A 16,984-nucleotide genomic window follows, 5' to 3' on the forward strand; every position below is an offset into this window, starting at 1 on the left:
ACAGACTACTTTAATTCAAATATTTCTCAAATTAATACATTCTTTAATATCGTCACTGCCTGGTCGATTTCTTCTTTTGAAACCGTCAGTGGTGGTAATAGACGAATGACATTCGTTCCAGCAGGTACAAGGAGCAAGCCTTGTTTTTCGGCCTCTTGGATATATGAACCGATTTCATTATTTGACTGAATTCCAACTAATAAGCCATTACCGCGAATAGAATATTTATCATTTGGTAGTTCTGATTGGAGTTTTTGCTTCAGATACGCAGACTTTTCTTGAACATTCTTTAAGAATGCTGGATCAAATACATGATCAACTACTGTTTGGGCAACTGATATCGCTAATGGATTACCCCCAAAGGTTGTACCGTGTGTGCCAGGCCCGAATGTATGGAACAGCTCTTCACTAGCTAGCATTGCTCCAATAGGGAACCCGCCACCAAGCCCTTTAGCAAGTGACACAATATTAGGCTTTAATGCAGTTTGCTCATAAGCATAACGAGTTCCTGTGCGTCCAATTCCTGTCTGCACTTCATCGATAATGAGGAGAATATTATGTTCTTTACAAGCAGCCATAATCGCTTCTGCGAAAGCCGGTTCGATAGAGTTCACTCCGCCTTCCGCTTGGATGACTTCTAGCATAATAGCAGCCACGTTATCGTTCGTCGCTTGTTTCAAAGCCTCGATGTCATTAAAGGGCAATGCTTCAAAACTTTCAAGCATCGGACCGAACCCTTTTTGGATTTTATCTTGACCGGTAGCCGCCATTGCGCCAAAAGTTCTTCCATGGAATGACTGTTTGAACGATAAGATATGATGCTTGCCTGTATGTTTGCGTGCTAGTTTAATCGCAGCTTCATTCGCTTCGGCCCCACTGTTACAAAATAACGCATATGACAGATCGGTATTTTTTGTCAATGATTCAGCAAGTTTTTCTTGCTCTGGACTTTCGAACAAATTTGAAATATGCCATAACTTTTTACTTTGTTCTTGTAATGCTTTAACAATCGCAGGATGAGCATGGCCTAAACTGACAACTGCGATACCGCTAGTAAAGTCTAAATACTCTTTCCCTTTATCGTCCGTTACTACGGTACCATTTCCTTTTACGAGATGTACCGCGCGTCTTGCGTAGTTATTGAATAAATACGTCACACGATTGCCTCCTCATTGGTAATGACCGTGCCTTTTAATTTTTGACAGACAATTTGTACAGATGGAATACCCGCTTCTAGACAATCGATAGCCGCCATAACTTTCGGGATCATTCCTCCATAAATATCTTCTGTTTGAATCCAGCCATAAATAGCTTCAGGCCCTACTTCTGCCTGAGGACGATCTTGAATACGGATTCCCGATGTATCCGTCACTAATAGTAAACTTTCTGCCTCAACAGCTAACGCAATTCGACTCGCGACTGTATCCGCGTTAACATTCAATGGTTCTCCAGAAGTGGTTGCACCGATACAAGAAATAACAGGAATAATTCCTGCATCTAGTAGCGCATCCAAAACTTCTGTTTCAACTGTTTTTATTTCTCCTACATAACCATACGTTTCAAAATCCAGGACATCACATGTAAATAAGTTCGCATCGAATCCGCTTAATCCAATTGCTTTGATTCCTGCCTCATTGAAGCGATGTACGAGCGCTGGATTTACTTGACCAATCAGGATTGACTGGACGATACCAATCGCTTCTGCTGACGTAACACGGAATCCTTTAACTACAGTCGAAGTGACTCCACGATTTTCAAGCTCTTGATTAATATTCGGTCCTCCACCATGAACAATAATCACTTGAACACCATCTTGCTGTAATTTTTTCACACCCTGAAAGAACTCATCACTTAATTCGTCTAGCATACTGCCACCCAGTTTAATAACCTGTCGTTTACGTGCGGTATGTTGCGTTGATTTGGACGTAGTCATAAGTAAGATCGCACCCCCATGCCATTCCTTGACCAGCTCCCTGGTTTAGTTCTATTGCAAATTTTACTTCGTGTTGTTTAAGATAAATCAACAGCTCTTCTTCTGAAAACGGAATAGGTTCCCCGCCTTCTACTACTACAGTGTCACCGATATAGATTTTAATATCTTCAGGATCTATTGTCGCACCGCTATATCCGACTGCCGCAATGATTCTCCCCCAGTTGGCATCACAGCCAAATACTGCCGTCTTGACAAGTGGTGAGCCTACAACAGATTTTGCAATTTGACGCGCTTGTTCATCCGAAACTGCACCCGTCACTTTTGCTTCAATTAATTTGGTAGCACCTTCCCCATCTTTAGCGATCATTTTTGCCAAATCACGTGATACGGCATGCAATGCATCGACGAAAGATTGCCATTCGGGATGATCTGGCGTTAAAGAATGGTTACCCGCAAGTCCGTTTGCCATAACGAGTACCATATCATTCGTTGATGTATCACCATCTACCGTAATGGAGTTGAATGTTACATCCGTAATTTCTTTTAGTGCTGTTTGTAAATGTTCTGACTCGATATGGGCATCGGTTGTAATGAAACCTAGCATCGTCGCCATATTCGGTTCAATCATTCCCGAGCCTTTTGCCACACCCGCAACTACTACTTCACGATCATCAATCACCGTTGCATATGCAGTGTTTTTCGTTACGGTATCTGTAGTTAAAATTGCTTGTGAAAATTGAATGGAACCTTCTAATGTATCCAACGGTTGAAGTTTTTCAATACCAGAGAGTAAAGGCGCCATATTCATTTGTTCACCTATAACACCTGTTGACGCAATTCCTACAAGATTCTGGTCAATACCTAGGTGGTCTGCAGTTTTACGTTGCATACTCACTGCGTCTCGCATGCCTTGCTTTCCAGTACATGCATTTGCGTTACCAGAATTAATAACAATCGCCTGCATTTTTTGAGTTTCGTAGACAACTTTCTTTGTAACTTGAAGTGGAGCTGCCTGGATTACATTCGTTGTGAAGACACCCGCAACACTCGCTGGCACTTCGCTGACTAATAGTGCTAAATCATTTTTCTTATGCTTTAGCCCACAGTGAATGCCGACTGCCTTAAACCCTTTTGGTGAGATAATATTTTTACGCGAGATGCGCTTCATACCTTCGATAGTTTCCATAATCGTGCTCCCCTCAATTCTTGTGTTCAAATTACTTGTTTAAATCCATAATGGAATGAGATCAATTCCTGTTTTTTCATTTAAACCATATTGGATATTCATATTTTGTATAGCTTGTCCCGCGGCGCCTTTCACCACATTATCGATGACTGCTATAATCGTGGCTTGATTTGTACGTGGATCTACTTTGACATGTATATCGCAATAATTGGAACCATATACCTGTTTCGTACTGACCTTTTGCACATCTGTCAAAATCCGAACGAACGGACTATCTTTATATGTTTCTTGTAAGCAATTTATAAGTTGCTCTTGCGTTACTTGTCCATTTACTTTCGCATAGCTCGTCGTCATAATACCTCTTGTCATGGGAACCAAATGCGTAGTGAACATAATGGGTTCCGGCTGATCAGCAAATGTATTCATTGCTTGCTCAATTTCTGGTATATGCTGATGCTGATGAATCTTATATATAGAGAAATTTTCATTCGTTTCACTGAAATGTGTCGCTTGGCTTGGCTTATTACCTGCACCAGATACGCCACTTTTTGCATCGATTATTAATCGGTTACCATCAATTAGTTTATTTTTCAATAACGGAAGTAAAGATAGTAGAACTGCTGTCGGGTAACACCCTGGATTCGCAATGATTTCCGCATCGGCAATATGATGTTTATTCCATTCAGGAAGTCCATATACACTTTTCTCCAAGTGTTCAAGTGGCGGTGCATCTTTTTGATACCATTGCTCGAATGCCGCTTGATCTTTCAGTCTAAAATCTCCCGATAGGTCAATTAATTTAGCACCTGCACCTACCAATGGTGGAAGTAACTTAGTTGTTACGCCAGCTGGTGTACTGAAAAATACTGTATCTAACTTGCTAATATGTTCAGGTTCTATAGCCTTCATCGACTGATCGTGAATATTCACGAGATGTGGATATTTTTGAGAAAATACCGTCCCCACTTCTGAGGAAGTGAATAAATCAATCTGTTCAATTTCCGGATGGTTTTGTAGCAACCGTATTAATTCTAGGCCACCATATCCAGACGCTCCTACGATTCCAACCTTCAACGCCATCACCTCTTTATTCATTAATGACAAGTATACGTATGTATAATTATAAAGTCAACTGTATTTTTATTTATTAACAGTTAATTTATAAAATCTCTTTTCGTTCTTTTAGAAAAGCTATAACTTCTCCTTCACTATATGTTATTATTATGGAGAGTATAATATGATCAAATGAATAATAAGATTGCAGGAGGCTATTATGGTAGATTTGTTGAAATTATCCGGTAAAAACATTGTGATTATGGGTGTTGCGAATGAACGTAGTATTGGTTGGGGAGTAGCAAAAGCATTATTCTCAGTTGGTGCGAATGTCATTTTCACATACCGTAAAGATCGCTCTCGTGATAAATTAGAAAAAGCATTAGAAAAAAGCGAATTTACAGCCACACAAATTGTTCAATGTGATGTGAATAGTGATGAAAGTATAGAGCAGGCTTTCAAAACGATTGGCGAACAAGTTGGTGTGATCCACGGGGTAGTTCACTCCATTGCATTTGCACATCAACAAGATTTGCATAATCCATTCGTGGAAACGACTCGTGATGGTTATGCGTTCGCACAAGATTCCAGTGCCTATTCATTGGTAGCAACAGCACGTGAAGCCCGTCATTATATGACAGAAGGCGGAGCGATCATTACGATGAGTTATTTAGGCGCTGAACGCGTTCTTGAAGGCTATAATGTAATGGGTGTTGCAAAAGCGGCTCTTGAAGCTTCAGTACGCTATTTAGCATCCGAGCTAGGTGAACAAGACATTCGTGTAAATGCGATCTCTGCCGGAGCGGTACGTACATTGTCCGCAAAAGGTGTTCCATCCTTTAATACAATCCTCAGTCAAATTGAGGAACGTGCGCCATTAAAACGAAACGTTAAACCTGAAGAAGTTTCGGATATGACCGTGGCGATGCTAAGTAATTTATCGAGTGGTGTGACAGGTGAAGTCATCTATGTAGATGCTGGCTACCACATTATGGGGTAATCTTATGAAGGATTCTCTTAGGAGAATCCTTTTTTATGGGCACTTTTCATTAAAATGCAATTTATTATCGAAATACATACACTTTTCAAAGTACCTCAGGAGGAATTCCAAATGAATAGATTTACAAAATTCGATACGTTCAAACTGGGGCTGACGATGTTTGCTCTCTTTTTCGGTGCAGGAAATATGATTTTTCCTCCGTTACTCGGTCAACTAGCTGGAACGCAAACATGGATTACATTAGCTGGTTTTTTAATAACGGGAGTCGGTCTTCCCTATCTAGGGATAATTGCAGTAACTATGAGTGGCAATCAATTAAATGATTTAGCCAAAAGAGCGTCGCCTTTATTCGCCATGTTTTTTCCATTCGTTATCTATTTAGTACTTGGACCGTTCTTCGGAGTTCCTCGTACAGCGACTGTTTCATTTGAAATTGCGGTTTCCCCATTTATGCCGGATTCGTATGCTAAGTTGGCATTAGCGCTCTTTTCCATTTTATTTTTTGCAGTGACGATTTGGCTCTCCTGTAAGCCGAATAAAATTGTCGATCGATTCGGTAGTATTTTAACTCCAATATTGCTAGCTATCGTAACGATTATTGTCGTGATTGGAATGATCAACCCAGTGGGTGAAGCAGGCGCCCCACAAGGATCTTATGTAGAAGATTACTTTTACAAAGGATTTATTGAAGGTTACGGAACAATGGACGCAATGGCAGCTCTCGTCTTTGCTATTATCGTAATTAATGCTGTGAAGGCAAAAGGTATTACCGATAGAAAAGAAATTACTTCCATTACGATGAAAGCAGGATCCATCGCAGTACTCGGGCTGAGTTTTGTCTATGCCGGATTAGGATATTTAGGGATGACGAGCCGCTCTGTAGCAGAAGGTGCAACGAACGGTGGTGATATTTTAGCAAAACTTGCATATGCTCTGATGGGTAATAATGGATTATATCTACTTGGAGTTGCAGTAACACTAGCTTGCTTAACAACATCTGTTGGATTGACAACCGCTAGTGCTACATACCTTTCCAAAGTCGTACCTAAGATTTCCTATAAAGCATTCGTGTTTATTATTTGTTCATTTTCTACGATAGTTGCGAATGTCGGCCTCACGCAGTTGCTTGCAGTGTCCATTCCTGTACTAGTCGGAGTGTATCCACTAGCCATTGTCCTCATAACTTTCAGATTGTTACATCCGTTATTTAAAGGCTATCATGAAGTGTATAATTACGGTTTACTAGCGGCTGGTCTTATTGGATTCTTCGATGTGTTACGTGCATTCAATATCAATCTGGTACCGGTTACATACATTTTGGAATTCCTACCATTATATGAACAAGGTATTGGCTGGATTTTGCCTGCGATCGTGTTTGGCGCGGTAGGATTTATAGTCGCTTCTGCTCAAGGCAAGCCTCGTGTTGAATAATAAAAAGCCTGCGGATATTCCGTAGGCTTTTTACGTGCTAATTATTATTTAGTTTTACTGAGGAAGTACTCTTCAGTATCTAGTAAAAAAATGGCTTCCTTTCTAGAATTACTGTTCTTTCATCAATCCTTTGTTACCTTTTGAAATAATTGCTTCATAATCGATGTATTCGTAGATATCCTCATTGATATGGTCGCTGTACTCTTTGAGTTCCACCACTGTTAGATCTTCAATCGCTTTGTTTTCTTGTTCACAATAAATAATAATTTTTCCAACGACTTCATGAGCATCACGGAATGGGATACCTTTTGCGACTAAATAGTCTGCCACTTCTGTTGCATTTAGGAAACCACCTTTAATTGCTGCTTTCATTTGATCTGCATTTACCTGTAGAGTATCGATCATTTTAGACATAATTTCCAAACAATCCAGAACTGTATCAAGTGCGTCAAAGAATTGTTCTTTGTCTTCTTGCATGTCTTTATTATAGGTTAATGGCAATCCTTTCAACGTCGTAAGTAAAGCGAATAGAGAGCCATATACACGTCCTGTTTTTCCACGGATCAGTTCTGCTGCATCCGGATTTTTCTTCTGTGGCATGATGCTACTCCCTGTTGAATAGGCATCTGAGATGGTGATGAAACGGAACTCTTGGCTGCTCCAAAGAATCAGTTCTTCACTTAAACGGCTCATATGCATCATTATGAGGGAGAAATCGGACATCAATTCTACTAAATAGTCGCGATCACTGACCCCGTCAAGGAAGTTATCTACCGGCTTATCAAACCCTAGTAATGCAGTCGTCACTTGACGATCAATATCATGTGTAGTCCCAGCTAGTGCACCACAGCCAAGTGGATTTTCATTCAGAATCTCGGCAGCATTTTGCACACGTTTTTTATCGCGTTTGAACATTTGTGCATAAGCGCCCAAATGATGTCCAAAAGTGACGACTTGCGCGCGTTGCAAATGTGTGTAGCCTGGCATAATTACATTGTTGGCTTTTCCCTTTGACTCAAGTGAATCGATTAGGACCTGTAGCGCATCTATGACGACAGAAGTTTGGTTCCTCGCATATTGCCTCATATCGACAGCTACTTGATCGTTTCGACTACGTGCTGTATGTAATTTCTTGCCTGTCTCTCCTACTCGTTCTGTTAGATTCATTTCAACGAAAGAATGAATGTCTTCATAATTACCTTCAATTTGTAATTCGCCCGATTCGATATCCGCCAAAATGGACTGTAAGCCGTTTACAAGTAATTCGCCTTCCTCGGGTGACAGTAAATCTGAATGCACTTGCATCGTTACGTGTGCAATACTACCTGCGATGTCCTCTCTGTATAGTCGATAATCAACAGGCAAAGAGCTGTTGAATTTCTCCATAATCTTATCTGCTTTACTACTAAAACGACCGCCCCAAAGTTTCATCATTTATCATTCCTCTCAATATGTATTTTTATTCGTTTTTTTGTATACTAACTATCCCTATTGCCAACTTACATCAGATCTATTCTTTTATTTTGACACAGTAGAAGTAATTTTTCTACTTTGAGTGATGTTGTGTCCGTTTGCATAAACCGTATATTTATGGGATAATGATTGAACTATTAATGAATGAGTGATGACAATGAGAAACTTTTTCCCAATCCAACAATTAAAATTATGTATGACCTCGCCTAAGCTAAGCGAGGTTTTTTTGTTGCTTATAGGAAACACTCTTAGAGGAGGGAAACTTTTATGACAATTCAAGTACGCGAACATTCTACGTCTGCCATTTTAGCTATCTGGATTAGTTTATTGAGTAATGTGATTTTAACTGTATTAAAACTGGTAGTCGGATTTATTTTCAAAAGTCCTGTTTTACTCGCAGACGGTTTCCACAACGCAGGTGATGTGGTAGCTTCTGCCGCTGCACTAACATCCATGCGAATTTCAAAACGTCCCGCAGATGAAGATCATCCGTATGGACATGGCAAAGCGGAAGTCATTGGTTCAAGCATAGTCGCTATCATTTTGGGGTTAGCTGCAATCTATATTGCTTTCGAAGCTATAATGGCTTTATTCGAAGATCCTGCTAAAGCGAGTAAAATTGCCTTACTCACTGCGATTGTGTCTCTAATTTGGAAATATATACTCTATGTCTACACCATTCGAATCGGTACCGCGGAGAACAGTAAAGGACTGATTGCAACGGCCTATGATCACTTGGCAGATGTCTATGCCTCACTTGCCGCAGTGGTAGGAATTGGACTCGCCTTAGTTGGAGATGCTTACGCATTGCCGCTTCTCACATACGGTGATCCCATTGCAGGTATTATCGTCTCGATTCTTGTCTTAAAAATTGCTATCGATATCGGTAAGGAAAGTATTGATATATTAATGGAAAAAAGTGTAGACGATGAACGATTAGTTGCTTTTGAAGAATTGATTCACTCCATTCCAGAAGTGAAACGAATTGATCGCTTGCGTGCAAGGGAACATGGTCATTACGTATTGGTGGATATTCGTATCGGTGTCAGTGGTGATTTAACTATACAAGAAGGTCATGTTATTTCAAGTAGATTACGTAATTTGATCATGGCAAAAAATGAAGATGTCGACGAAGTGTTAATTCACTTAAATCCGTGGTATCCCGAAAAACAATCCGGTATACTTACTAACGAGGAGTGAAAAAATGAGTACATTAACAATTAAAACAATAGAAGTATGTGTAAAGGAAACAGAGGAAATAGTACGCACTGCGGATGAACGTTTTTTACACGAACCCATCTCATATTTGAATACGAATATAGCTGAGTTTCTTTTTGTCGAGTCACCTGAATTTGATGAACTCCAAGTGGATTCGCTAGCACTTGAAGTGGACGATATTTTCAAAACGTATATGGCTTTATTTGGTTTACAAGGCAAGAAAAAAGAAGGCGAACTAATTCGTACATTTATTGAGGAAAAACTTCAGCACAACTTAAATGGTTTTAGTATGTCGTTTTCGGATAACGAAGGTTTCTGGGAATTGAATGTTCCGTTAGATTCTCTTAATGGATTTGATGAGGCGATGTCTATAAAAGATGCATTACAACTTCTGTATGTAGTACTGGATGATTTGCATAAAATGAGAGCAAATAGCTGATGGCATCGCAGTTTATCTACACGTATGTTCGACACCGTGATGAGAAAGAATTATGTCGGATGGAAATGCGGGCTTTTTTCGGTTATGACGTAGAAGACAACGTGATTATAAGTGATATTGGCGTTGATCCATCACGAAGCCCGTTTATACAAACTCGACTCGAGGTCTTACTGGATGCTGACAACTTGGAATTGCTAGCCGACAAAGCTTCTGAATTGGAGATCGATCAATTATTTAAAACAGTCTGCTTAAACGATATAACGCTTGCGGAAACAGCTAAAATTGGTCATGATACGCGTCGTAACATTGAGCGCACCATAGGTTTACAGATCAATGGTGAACCAGAACTCGATCATCCGGAAGTGTTTATTGGCATTATGCAATTGAATAATCGCTGGTACGCTGGGAAATTACTTTATAGTTCTTCTGACTGGCATGTGCACCAACAGAAACCGCATATGTACTCTACTGCACTGAGTACCCGTTTAGCTAGAGCCGCCGTCAATATCGCAGTGCCACACCCTAAAGAGAAGCGCGTCATCGATCCTTGCTGTGGAATTGGAACGGTCCTTGTTGAAGCACTATCTATGGGGATACCTATTGAAGGTCGTGATATTAATCCACTCGTCGTCTATGGTTCGCGAAAAAACATCGACTACTTCGGTTTGAAAGGCAATGTCACAATAGGTCCAATTGCTGATGTCGAGGAAGAATACGATGTGGCGATCATTGACATGCCGTATAATTTATTTACACATATTACTGCAGAAGGTCAACTCGAAATTTTGAAAGAAGCCCGTCGTTTTTCTAAAAGCTGTTTAATCATCACAATCGAGAATATGGACGACATGCTCGAAATGGCTGGATTTGAGATAGTAGATCGTTGTCTTGCTCGCAAAGGTACTTTTTCGCGTGAAGTAGTTCTATGTAAATAATGAAAGATGCGTGGGGGCTTTTCCCTCACGTGTCTTTTTTCCATTTTGGCGCATCAGCAATTCTAATCACAAGTACATACTCCCCCTTATTTGTTAACTTGATAAATCGTCATACTTGTTATATGTTTCATTACAAGAAGTGTGAATTTTATAAATTGGGGGAAACAGAAGTAATGAGCCTATTATCTTTTACACTATTCGTTTTTCCAGTGAACAATTATTCTTAAGTAAGGAGTGATATCTATGTTTATTAGCATCATGAAGCTTTTAAGTATTCTCTATCTATGGACATGGTTCGTATGGCCATTCGTTTTCGTTATATCAATAATTTATGCAATCAAGGAGCTAGTGAAGGAAGAACCAGCATTTATGAAACCTGCGATGATCGCATCGGTATCTTTGTTAATCATTCTAGCAGGACTCGCCTCCCCTTCGTTGTTTACATGAGAGTTTAAAACGAAGTCAAAGCGTCAGAGCAGGCCTTTGCATTTACGACGTGAAGGCTCACGTCACGCCCTCAGGAAGTTTCCCCAGCTAGAGCATCCATCCCATCAAAGATATGGGTAACTCCCTGTAATCAAACAGACAAAAAAGAATGCCCCTTGAAGTATCGTAACTTCGAGGACATTCTTTTGATTTTATTTAGTCAATGACACCGTATAATCCGCAAGCAAACGTGCTCCGTAGCCCGTTGCTGACTTCGTATAATACCCCTTTGACTTCTGCTTATCCATAACGCCAGCCATGTCGACATGCAACCAGTTGTTCTTCGGTGCGAACTTACGCAAGAAGAGACCAGCTGTGATCGAACCCGCCACAGTTAGAGAACTCATATTGTTGCAATCCGCATAGGCGCTATCAAGCGTTTCTTCGTACTCATCAATTAAAGGAAGTGGCCAAACGAAGTCACCGTTTTGATCGCCGATTTTCTTCATTTTATTAGACAACTCTTCGTCACCAAACACTCCGCCTACTTCCGTACCAAGCGCAGCCACAACTGCGCCAGTCAATGTAGCGATATCCACAGTGTAGTCTGCGTTTAATTCACCTGCGCGAATCAATCCGTCAGCCAAAATCAAACGGCCTTCTGCATCGGTATTCCCGACTTGTACGCTAATGCCATTCTTGTATTGAATCACTTCGCCCGGCATAACAGCATCAGGTCCAGGTGTATTTTCAACCATTGGAATCAGCACGACTACATTCACTTTTGCATCTGAATGAGCAAGGAGTGATAATGCACCGCTGACAGCTGCTGAACCGCCCATATCCATACGCATGTCACTGTCATCGCGTCCGCCCTTCAAGCTAATACCGCCTGAATCGTAGGTTACGCCTTTTCCGACAAGAGCCACGAGTGGTTTTGAGGCATCTGTCTGCAACGTCATCTCAACGAATGAGGGCTCATACTTACTGCCGCGGCAAACTGTTAAAACGCCATTCATTTCGCGTTCTTCAATTTCTTTTTTACCAAGAACATCGATTTTCACTTTTGTCCCTTTGAAATGATCTTTTAATACTTCCGGGTATGTCTCTGGATTGAGCACATCAGAAAGTTCATTCATTAAATCACGAGAAAACGACATAGCGGCAGCACGTACTTCGCCTGATTTGACTGCTGCTTTATTTGCACCTTTTACATCTAATGTAGTGACAGGATCCGCCTTTTTAGATTGATAGCGGTCAAAGTTATAGGCACCAAGATGCCATCCTTCGACGAAAGCTGTGACTGCTTCATCTTGAGACGACCACATTTGTCCTAGCTGTTCTGCTTGAATCGAAGCAGAATCTACTTTTTGTGCTGCAAGACTGCGAGAGATTTCACCCGCAATACTGCGAATTGCATCTGCTGTTTTCCATTCTTTATTTTTTATAACGACTAGCTGTTTTCCATCATGGACAAACGTGGAAAATTCCCCGGCTTGATTGTCGACAAATTGCTTCACCAACAGGTTCTTGGTTATTTGTCCATCTGTTGAAAATAAAATTTCTGCATTGATTTGCATAGTTATAATAGCTCCCTTCACTATTTCGGTTTCCTAAATAGTTTATCACTTTTTACCTGATAGCGCTAAGAAGAGCGTTGCTAGCGGTCCTAAAAACAAAGAGATGATAAACCAGTTCAATCCGCTTCTGTTTTTTCCCTGTGCCAATACTGCATTGATTAGAGCTAATGTACCCCATCCCACGAAATATCCTTCATTCATTTTTTATCACTCCGTTATGTAGTTGTATTGTACACATACGTTTTGCCAAACAAGTTGGTTTCATTACTAACGGTTAACGCAAAAAAAAGGAACAGCCGTATTGTTCCTTTTTTCGCATGACTTTATTAGCTATTTATTGATGTGGGTGCGTTATCTTCAGCTGCATTTCGGTAGTTTTGATTACCGACTTTAGCTCTTACTTCTTCTTCTGTCAACGGTGGTGGAATTTCGTGATCTGCTAATGCTTTGTTTTCAAGTGGCACTTCTACGTTCTCCATGGCAGCATTCTTTGCATCTATTTCGCGTCCATATTGCTCACGTTGTTCTGCAGTAGTACGTTGTTCTTTTGATAAATCAGCCATTTCATCACCTCAACCTCTTGTTTTTACTTATCTTTCCCGATATTTGCTATACTAAACCTACTAGAAAAAGTAGGAGGAGAGGGATAACGTGACAACGATTTTAGTGGATGCAGATGGCTGTCCGGTAATTAATGAAACGATCGGAATTGCGAAAGAATACGGCCTACCTTGTGTATTAATATGTGACACGGCACATGAAATGCATCGGGAAGGCGCTGAAACGATTACTGTTTCCAAAGGTGCCGACGCAGTTGATTTTGTATTGGTGAACCGTATAAAAAAGGGGGATATCGTCGTCACGCAAGATTATGGTTTGGCTGCTATGGCATTGGCGAAACAAGGTTTGCCTCTTGATCAGAACGGTAGATGGTATACTAATGACAATATTGATCAATTACTTGCAGCACGTCATAAAGCACAGAAAATCCGCCGAGCAGGAGGTCGTTTACGCGGCCCTAAAAAACGAACTGCTGATCAGAATGAAGGATTTATTACTAGTTTGCGTGAATTATGTAAATCCATTCAACTTTAAATTAGACGATATTATACAACAAGGGATCGCAATGATTACTTACGATCTCTTGTTGTATAAACTTTACGGCTTCACTAGAATAACTAAAACATCAGAGTCTTCTACTGCATGTAAACTATGTCTTTCTAATGGCACCATATGCAAGACATTATTTGGTGTGACATCAACCGGCTCGCCTTCCACTATAAACCGTACCTTTCCTTTACGCACGATGATGAATACTTCTTTATTCGCATCATGCTCAACTACTTCTTCTCCTGCACGCAATTGAATATTCATAAACGTTGCATTGTCGACATTTGCCACTTTCTCCACATGCTTATACTTTTCAGACAGCTGATTTTTTGTATCAATCAAATTCATTAGTCTTCTCACCCTTTCAGAATTTCCTGCATAATCAGTTCATATGACTTTAGTTTATCATGAAAGTTATATGTAATAGAAACGAGCATGATTTCTTCTGCTCCAAAATCTTGCGCTATTTGTTCCAACTGCCTACGAGCTGCTTCTGGCGTCCCTACAATCATACGCTCACGATTTAATTGAACCAACTCTCGTTCCAGTTGACTATATGGATAAGCTGCTGCTTGTTCTGGTGAAGGTGTACCTTCTACTTTCATTCCTTGCTGTTGCATAATCAGTAACAGATCCAATGAGGACGCAATCCAGTCTGCCTTTTCTTCCGTCTCTGCACAAAACAAAAATACTGCTACTGCTTGCTTAGGCGAAGGTGTATATACAGAAGCTTGAAAATGCTCTCGATAAAACTTTGCTGCTTCCCTCCCCCCTTCACTATTGATAAATTGTGCAAACATATAAGGTAAACCTTTTTGAGCCGCTAAACTCGCTGACTCTCTGCTCGTACCTAACATCCATACAGGTGGTGCATTATTTGTGAGTGGGGTTGCTTTCAATCCTTCATATGGATGATCCTTAGGCAACGCGTCATGAAGATACATGTGCAAGTCATCAATTTGTTGAGGATATTGATCGCGATTCAGATATTCACCGTTATTGAGAGCATAAGTAGCTCGGGGCATTCCCGCTGGCGCTCGCCCTATACCCGCATCAATTCTCCCAGGAAACAAGGCTTCCAACACTTTAAAGTTTTCTGCCACCTTATAGGGGGAATAGTGAGGTAGCATGACACCGCCTGACCCGATTCGGATAGTCGAAGTGACTGTAGCCAAATGCGCCATCAGAATTTCAGGGGATGAACCTGCTAGAGTTGGAGCATCGTGATGTTCAGACACCCAAAAGCGGCTATAGCCTAATTCTTCGGCTTTCTTCGCTAAACAAGTAGTTTGCTGAAAAGCTTCATGGGCATCACTGCCGAATGTAATGGGAGATTGATCCAATATACTTAATTGTATCTTCAAGACAAGTCCTCCTCTTCTATTGCATATAGTTTACAAGAAACCACGGCATAATTCACTGCTCAAGCTCGTCATTAATTTAAACGGAGGTTACCCTATGCCAATCATCCAATCTGTTAGTACAGTTAGCCCCCCTGTTAATTTGCCACAGGAAGAGGCTATGATATTTGCTCGTTCTTTATTTTCGGATTCATTTAAAGATATCGACCGCTTATTACAAGTGTTTCAAAACGGTGAAATTGATTCACGACAAGTATGTATGCCGTTGGAATGGTACGCAGAGCCACATGATTTTGAAACAAAAAATAACTTATATATTCAGCACGCCGTGACACTTGGCAAGCAAGCAGTCGAACAATGTCTCACCAATTCGACTTCGCTTGAACGTCCGGTGAATGTTGCTGAAATAGACGCGATATTCTTTGTTTCAAGTAGTGGTATTGCCACACCAAGTATCGATGCCCGTCTTATTAATGAATTACCATTTCGACATGATATTAAACGTATCCCTATTTGGGGTCTGGGTTGCGCAGGTGGGGCTTCTGGTATGAGTCGCGCTTTTGATTACTGTAAAGCTTATCCTGAATCAAATGTTCTCGTTCTCGCTATAGAGCTATGCAGCTTAACGTTTCAACGGGATGATGTGTCGAAAAGTAACTTGGTCGGTGTTTCTTTATTTTCCGATGGTGTTGCTTGTGCACTTGTTACTGGAGAGCAGTCTACTGTTAAAAGCACTCGTCCGATGCCGCATATCCGTGCAACATCTTCACGTTTCATGCCCAATTCAGAGGACGTGATGGGTTGGGATATTAAAAATGATGGCTTGCATGTGGTCTTTTCAAAGAGTATTCCAAACGTTATCAAGAGTTGGTTAGGGCCCTTTGTACATCAATTCGTAGAAGATCATGAACTGTCAATGGAAGACGTACAGCATTTCGTTGCCCATCCAGGCGGTAAAAAAGTATTGGATGCCTATCAAAAAGCACTAAATATAGATCCAGAGCAAACCGCTACGTCAAAAAAAATATTGCAATACCATGGAAATATGTCGTCTCCTACTGTGCTCTATGTACTCAAAGATTTCATCGAGCAGCAGCCTGCTAAGGGGGAATACGGGTTAATGGCGGCACTGGGTCCAGGCTTCTGTGGAGAACTACTGTTATTGGAGTGGCAGTGAAATGGGTAGGCTCTTCCTGTTTGTTTTTATCATCGTCGTTATGCAACGATTAGTAGAATTAGTCGTCGCTAGTCGTAACGAGAAGTGGATCCGCAGTAAAGGCGCTATAGAAATCGGCGCATCCCATTATAAATGGATGGTTTTGATGCATACGGCATTTTTCATTTCCTTGCTAATTGAAGTTCTTGTATTCGACCGTCCCCTATCCCCATTCTGGTACGTCTTGTTTATAGTTTTCCTATTGATGCAAGTTCTGCGCGTCTGGTGTCTGTCTTCGTTAGGAAAGTTCTGGAACACTAAAATTCTCATACTACCTGGAGCGAACGTTCAGAAAAAAGGACCTTACCGCTGGATCCGCCACCCGAACTATGTCATTGTCACAACTGAACTAATCATCTTACCTTTACTATTCAGTGCATACTTCACGGTGGGACTGTTTTTCGTACTAAACATCTGGATGCTGTCCGTTCGCATCCCAGCTGAAGAACGTGCATTGCGGGAGTTTACGAATTATAATGAGGTGTTTTGATAAAAAAAAATGAAGGCAATTCCTAAATAGACAGGATTTGCCTTCATTTTTTATTTAGTATGTACATACTAAAATGCTACGCCCGTTACCCATAAATGGAAAATGTTTTCTAATGTGCACATACTACGTACTT

The 16,984-nt window shown here is 40.8% G+C and carries 19 protein-coding genes; 9 read left to right on the plus strand and 10 right to left on the minus strand.

The features are described from left to right. Positions 1-26: 26 nt before the first annotated feature. Genes CSV63_RS03975 through argC form a run of 4 tightly spaced genes read right to left on the minus strand, consistent with a single transcriptional unit; the run spans position 27 to position 4,193 of the window. Positions 27-1,157, minus strand: coding sequence for an acetylornithine transaminase (locus CSV63_RS03975; protein ID WP_099694687.1), 1,131 nt, complete (start codon positions 1,155-1,157; stop codon positions 27-29). Beyond that, positions 1,154-1,933: an acetylglutamate kinase gene (argB, locus tag CSV63_RS03980; RefSeq protein WP_099694688.1), complete on the minus strand. Its 780-nt coding sequence runs from the start codon at positions 1,931-1,933 to the stop codon at positions 1,154-1,156. The genes CSV63_RS03975 and argB overlap by 4 nt, the downstream gene beginning before the upstream one ends. Next, positions 1,896-3,119, minus strand: coding sequence for a bifunctional ornithine acetyltransferase/N-acetylglutamate synthase (gene argJ, locus CSV63_RS03985; protein WP_199173164.1), 1,224 nt, complete (start codon positions 3,117-3,119; stop codon positions 1,896-1,898). The genes argB and argJ overlap by 38 nt, the downstream gene beginning before the upstream one ends. Positions 3,120-3,158: 39 nt before the next feature. Further along, entirely contained in the window at positions 3,159-4,193 is a 1,035-nt protein-coding gene (gene argC, locus CSV63_RS03990) for an N-acetyl-gamma-glutamyl-phosphate reductase (RefSeq protein WP_199203599.1), read from the minus strand. A 199-nt stretch (positions 4,194-4,392) separates the two neighbouring features. On the opposite strand from argC, the gene CSV63_RS03995 reads away from it, so the two are divergent. Together CSV63_RS03995 and brnQ are read left to right on the plus strand one after the other, a co-directional pair. Continuing rightward, positions 4,393-5,172, plus strand: coding sequence for an enoyl-ACP reductase FabI (locus tag CSV63_RS03995; protein ID WP_099694690.1), 780 nt, complete (start codon positions 4,393-4,395; stop codon positions 5,170-5,172). A gap of 111 nt (positions 5,173-5,283) precedes the next feature. Continuing rightward, positions 5,284-6,603: a branched-chain amino acid transport system II carrier protein gene (brnQ, locus tag CSV63_RS04000; RefSeq protein ID WP_099694691.1), complete on the plus strand. Its 1,320-nt coding sequence runs from the start codon at positions 5,284-5,286 to the stop codon at positions 6,601-6,603. Positions 6,604-6,711: 108 nt separating this feature from the next. Here the strand turns inward: brnQ and argH are convergent, their stop codons facing one another. Further along, positions 6,712-8,037, minus strand: coding sequence for an argininosuccinate lyase (gene argH / locus CSV63_RS04005; protein WP_199203600.1), 1,326 nt, complete (start codon positions 8,035-8,037; stop codon positions 6,712-6,714). Between the two features lie 306 nt (positions 8,038-8,343). On the opposite strand from argH, the gene CSV63_RS04010 reads away from it, so the two are divergent. From CSV63_RS04010 to CSV63_RS04025, 4 genes are all read left to right on the plus strand, one after another. Beyond that, on the plus strand, positions 8,344-9,276 hold the full coding sequence (locus CSV63_RS04010) for a cation diffusion facilitator family transporter (RefSeq protein WP_099694692.1): 933 nt from the start codon (positions 8,344-8,346) through the stop codon (positions 9,274-9,276). A gap of 4 nt (positions 9,277-9,280) precedes the next feature. Then, the gene (locus CSV63_RS04015) at positions 9,281-9,733 is read left to right on the plus strand and encodes a protoporphyrinogen oxidase (protein WP_099694693.1); all 453 of its coding nucleotides are present in this window, start codon (positions 9,281-9,283) and stop codon (positions 9,731-9,733) included. Next, positions 9,733-10,668, plus strand: coding sequence for a TRM11 family SAM-dependent methyltransferase (locus tag CSV63_RS04020; RefSeq protein ID WP_099694694.1), 936 nt, complete (start codon positions 9,733-9,735; stop codon positions 10,666-10,668). The genes CSV63_RS04015 and CSV63_RS04020 overlap by 1 nt, the downstream gene beginning before the upstream one ends. A 243-nt stretch (positions 10,669-10,911) precedes the next feature. Beyond that, on the plus strand, positions 10,912-11,115 hold the full coding sequence (locus CSV63_RS04025) for a hypothetical protein (RefSeq protein WP_099694695.1): 204 nt from the start codon (positions 10,912-10,914) through the stop codon (positions 11,113-11,115). Positions 11,116-11,306: 191 nt separating this feature from the next. Here the strand turns inward: CSV63_RS04025 and CSV63_RS04030 are convergent, their stop codons facing one another. The 3 genes from CSV63_RS04030 to CSV63_RS04035 all read right to left on the minus strand — a co-directional run bounded on the left by CSV63_RS04030 (position 11,307) and on the right by CSV63_RS04035 (position 13,237). Continuing rightward, positions 11,307-12,674 (minus strand): leucyl aminopeptidase family protein, encoded by a 1,368-nt coding sequence (locus CSV63_RS04030; protein ID WP_099694696.1) that lies wholly within the window; start codon positions 12,672-12,674, stop codon positions 11,307-11,309. Between the two features lie 45 nt (positions 12,675-12,719). Next, positions 12,720-12,875 carry a hypothetical protein gene (locus CSV63_RS16615; protein WP_199171269.1) on the minus strand — a complete coding sequence of 52 codons (156 nt, stop codon included), beginning with the start codon at positions 12,873-12,875 and terminating at the stop codon, positions 12,720-12,722. Positions 12,876-13,000: 125 nt separating this feature from the next. Beyond that, the gene (locus CSV63_RS04035; protein WP_099694697.1) at positions 13,001-13,237 is read right to left on the minus strand and encodes a hypothetical protein; all 237 of its coding nucleotides are present in this window, start codon (positions 13,235-13,237) and stop codon (positions 13,001-13,003) included. A gap of 88 nt (positions 13,238-13,325) precedes the next feature. Here CSV63_RS04035 and CSV63_RS04040 point away from each other — a divergent pair, with 88 nt between their 5' ends. Next, positions 13,326-13,769: a YaiI/YqxD family protein gene (locus CSV63_RS04040; protein WP_099694698.1), complete on the plus strand. Its 444-nt coding sequence runs from the start codon at positions 13,326-13,328 to the stop codon at positions 13,767-13,769. Positions 13,770-13,832: 63 nt separating this feature from the next. Here the strand turns inward: CSV63_RS04040 and CSV63_RS04045 are convergent, their stop codons facing one another. Both CSV63_RS04045 and CSV63_RS04050 read right to left on the minus strand, forming a co-directional pair. After that, positions 13,833-14,132 (minus strand): cupin domain-containing protein, encoded by a 300-nt coding sequence (locus CSV63_RS04045; RefSeq protein ID WP_099694699.1) that lies wholly within the window; start codon positions 14,130-14,132, stop codon positions 13,833-13,835. Between the two features lie 8 nt (positions 14,133-14,140). Next, the gene (locus CSV63_RS04050) at positions 14,141-15,148 is read right to left on the minus strand and encodes an LLM class flavin-dependent oxidoreductase (RefSeq protein ID WP_099694700.1); all 1,008 of its coding nucleotides are present in this window, start codon (positions 15,146-15,148) and stop codon (positions 14,141-14,143) included. Between the two features lie 94 nt (positions 15,149-15,242). On the opposite strand from CSV63_RS04050, the gene CSV63_RS04055 reads away from it, so the two are divergent. Together CSV63_RS04055 and CSV63_RS04060 are read left to right on the plus strand one after the other, a co-directional pair. Beyond that, the gene (locus tag CSV63_RS04055) at positions 15,243-16,322 is read left to right on the plus strand and encodes a type III polyketide synthase (protein ID WP_099694701.1); all 1,080 of its coding nucleotides are present in this window, start codon (positions 15,243-15,245) and stop codon (positions 16,320-16,322) included. Between the two features lies 1 nt (position 16,323). After that, complete coding sequence (locus tag CSV63_RS04060; RefSeq protein WP_099694702.1) at positions 16,324-16,851, plus strand: isoprenylcysteine carboxyl methyltransferase family protein; 528 nt, start codon at positions 16,324-16,326, stop codon at positions 16,849-16,851. The last annotated feature ends 133 nt before the right edge of the window (positions 16,852-16,984 follow it).

This window comes from Sporosarcina sp. P34 (genome assembly GCF_002743375.1).
Taxonomy (GTDB): domain Bacteria; phylum Bacillota; class Bacilli; order Bacillales_A; family Planococcaceae; genus Sporosarcina.

Excerpts from the sequence above, each read along its gene's own strand:
- argB (WP_099694688.1), bottom strand. The coding sequence starts at position 1,933 with ATGACTACGTCCAAATCAACGCAACATACCGCACGTAAACGACAGGTT.
- argJ (WP_199173164.1), bottom strand. The coding sequence starts at position 3,119 with ATGGAAACTATCGAAGGTATGAAGCGCATCTCGCGTAAAAATATTATC.
- CSV63_RS03995 (WP_099694690.1), top strand. The coding sequence starts at position 4,393 with ATGGTAGATTTGTTGAAATTATCCGGTAAAAACATTGTGATTATGGGT.
- brnQ (WP_099694691.1), top strand. The coding sequence starts at position 5,284 with ATGAATAGATTTACAAAATTCGATACGTTCAAACTGGGGCTGACGATG.
- argH (WP_199203600.1), bottom strand. The coding sequence starts at position 8,037 with ATGATGAAACTTTGGGGCGGTCGTTTTAGTAGTAAAGCAGATAAGATT.
- CSV63_RS04010 (WP_099694692.1), top strand. The coding sequence starts at position 8,344 with ATGACAATTCAAGTACGCGAACATTCTACGTCTGCCATTTTAGCTATC.
- CSV63_RS04015 (WP_099694693.1), top strand. The coding sequence starts at position 9,281 with ATGAGTACATTAACAATTAAAACAATAGAAGTATGTGTAAAGGAAACA.
- CSV63_RS04020 (WP_099694694.1), top strand. The coding sequence starts at position 9,733 with ATGGCATCGCAGTTTATCTACACGTATGTTCGACACCGTGATGAGAAA.
- CSV63_RS04025 (WP_099694695.1), top strand. The coding sequence starts at position 10,912 with ATGTTTATTAGCATCATGAAGCTTTTAAGTATTCTCTATCTATGGACA.
- CSV63_RS04030 (WP_099694696.1), bottom strand. The coding sequence starts at position 12,674 with ATGCAAATCAATGCAGAAATTTTATTTTCAACAGATGGACAAATAACC.
- CSV63_RS16615 (WP_199171269.1), bottom strand. The coding sequence starts at position 12,875 with ATGAATGAAGGATATTTCGTGGGATGGGGTACATTAGCTCTAATCAAT.
- CSV63_RS04035 (WP_099694697.1), bottom strand. The coding sequence starts at position 13,237 with ATGGCTGATTTATCAAAAGAACAACGTACTACTGCAGAACAACGTGAG.
- CSV63_RS04045 (WP_099694699.1), bottom strand. The coding sequence starts at position 14,132 with ATGAATTTGATTGATACAAAAAATCAGCTGTCTGAAAAGTATAAGCAT.
- CSV63_RS04055 (WP_099694701.1), top strand. The coding sequence starts at position 15,243 with ATGCCAATCATCCAATCTGTTAGTACAGTTAGCCCCCCTGTTAATTTG.
- CSV63_RS04060 (WP_099694702.1), top strand. The coding sequence starts at position 16,324 with ATGGGTAGGCTCTTCCTGTTTGTTTTTATCATCGTCGTTATGCAACGA.